At 66.9% G+C, this 2,177-nt stretch carries 1 protein-coding gene and 2 pseudogenes; all 3 read right to left on the bottom strand.

The window, feature by feature from the left end; translation table 11 throughout:
* Positions 1–395: pseudogene (locus B042_RS0116870) on the bottom strand (myristoyl transferase); the annotation flags it as partial.
* Between the two features lie 274 nt (positions 396–669).
* Positions 670–1,737, bottom strand: a complete 1,068-nt coding sequence (locus tag B042_RS0116865) for an LLM class flavin-dependent oxidoreductase (protein ID WP_028649303.1) — start codon at positions 1,735–1,737, stop codon at positions 670–672.
* A gap of 31 nt (positions 1,738–1,768) precedes the next feature.
* Positions 1,769–2,177: pseudogene (locus tag B042_RS26200) on the bottom strand (myristoyl transferase); the annotation flags it as partial.

Raw genomic sequence — 2,177 nt, 5'->3', positions numbered from 1 at the left:
GCCTGGAGGATCTCGGCCTCGTTGCCCAGGGAGGTGAACTGGGAGGTGCCGGCGGCGACGGTCTGGGCGTTGCCGATGGTGTTGCCGTCGCCGGGCTGGATCTCCACGTCCAGGCACAGGGCGTCGAAGTAGCCCAGGGCCTGTGCGGCGATGGGCTCCAGGATGCTCACCGAGGACTGGTACTGGAAACCGGTGAGGTAGGTGATGGTCCCCGCGGCCTCGTTGGCCTGGCAGCGCTCGTCGTCGATGACCGCCGCCGTGTTCGCGCCTTCGGCGTCCGTTTCGGAGCCGTCGTCGCCCGAAGCGCACGCCGTGGCCAGTAGCAGGGCTGACAGGGCGGCTGCGGAGGCGAGGCGCGTCCGGTGGCGGGGGGAGAGTTGAGAGGGGGTGGACATGTTTCCGGCTGCTCCTTTTTCGGGGGAAGAAACCACCGTTGCTGGCCGGTTGAGGTGCAAACGGTGACATTTCGACACGAGCACGTTGAGTTCTATCAAAGTGCTTGAAGTTCACTTGTATCTAATCTGCGGGGATCACCGCATAAAATGAGACCTTAATCCACAAAAGTCCCTCCCGCATCGTCACCCGGGGAGGGTCCGGTCCACCGCACGCTCACGCGGCGGACCGGACCTCCACACGCACGGGAGGAAGCCGTGTCGCAGGTCGGCCGGTTCACGCTTCCGTGCGCAGACGCGGCATGATCTGTTCGCCGAACGCCTCCAGGTCGGCTTCGTAGTCCGGGAAGATCAGCATGAGGCCGTCCAGTTCGGCGGCGGCCACGAGTTCCCGGACACGCTTGGTCACCGTGTCGGGAGAACCGGTGACGAACGGGGCCTGGAAGACCTCGTCCGCGGGGTTCTCCGCGGTCAGGGAGAGTGCCTTGTCGAGGGGCAGGCCCCAGGATCGCTTCATGTTGACGGCGGCGTCGGTGTCGATACCGCGGCCGAACTCCTGGCGCCGAGCCTCGGCGGCGGCGTCGGTCTCGTCCATGACCACGGTCAGCATCGAGTAGGTCTTGATGCTGCGCCCCTCCTTCCGGGCCCGGCCGCGGACGTCGCGGCTGGCGTCGCGCAGGCCGTCCAGGGTCTGCGCCGTCAGGAAGGAGCCGTCACAGTGCCTGGACTGGAAGTTCAGGCCGGTGTCGGAACGGCCCGCGCTGATCAGCGTCGGCATCGGTTCGGGGTGCGGTCGCGACCGGCAGTCGTCCAGGTGGAAGAACTCGCCGTCGTGGGTCACCGAGTCCTCGGTCCACAGGCGCTTGAGCACGTGCGTCCACTCGTCCGTGTACCGGTAGCGGGCGGCGTGGTCGATGTCCTCCCGCCACAGGCCCATCTGCGCGAACTCGTCCACGTAGGAGCCGACGACGATGTTCATCCCGGCCCTGCCGCCGCTGATCTGCTGGAGGGTGGTGAACATCTTCGCGGTCAGAGCCGGATGGAACAGGTTGGTGTGGACCGTCGACCACACCTTGACCCGCTCCGTGGCCTCGGCGAGCCCCGACATCATGGTCATGGACTCCAGCGTGCGGCCCCAGTGGTCCGTGGACCCGTCGTAGCCGCGCCACTTGCCCATGGACATGACGAAGTCGAAGCCGTGCCTCTCCGCGGTGACGGCGGCCCTCTTGTTCTCCTCGTAGTCCGCCTCGGGGTGGGGGGCGGTCTCGGAGAGGATCCAGCCTCCGTTGCCGATCGGCAGGAAGAGGCCGTACTCGGTCGGCTCCGGCACACCTGGTTCTGACATGTCGTTCCTCAGTCGCTTCCGTGTTCGATCATTACTGTTGGGCCTGCTCCTCGGCCATGTCCTCGATCTCGGCACCGCCGGGCCAGGTCACGGTGCCCAGCGTGTGCACCGACACCAGGTACTTGGGCTCGAAGAGCTGCTCCAGGTCGGGCAGCTCCTCCAACTGCTCGTACTCCACGAGGGTCCTGCCCTCGGCCTCGGTCAGGGCCAGGTCGATGTAGCCGACCGGGGTGTTCTCGGACGTGGAGGCGATGGCCAACTGGCTCTCCGCCTCCCACACGTTGAGGTTGTGGTCGACGTCGTACTCGGCGCCGGCGAGCTCGGCGGCGTACTCGACGCACTCGCGGCCGTTCTCGACGCAGTAGTCGAAGGCCCGCGACATGGCGCGCAGGAAGTCCTCCACGACCGTCGGGTTGGCGTCGGCGAAGTCGGGGCTGGTG

The organism is Nocardiopsis sp. CNT312 (assembly GCF_000515115.1).
Taxonomy (GTDB): Bacteria; Actinomycetota; Actinomycetes; order Streptosporangiales; family Streptosporangiaceae; genus Nocardiopsis.
The sequence above is the reverse complement of the archived record's forward strand: the minus strand, read 5'-3'. Positions and strand labels throughout refer to the sequence as shown.

What these genes read in the sequence shown, in the direction of transcription:
- B042_RS0116865 (WP_028649303.1), bottom strand. Translation starts at nt 1,737, where the DNA reads ATGTCAGAACCAGGTGTGCCGGAGCCGACCGAGTACGGCCTCTTCCTG.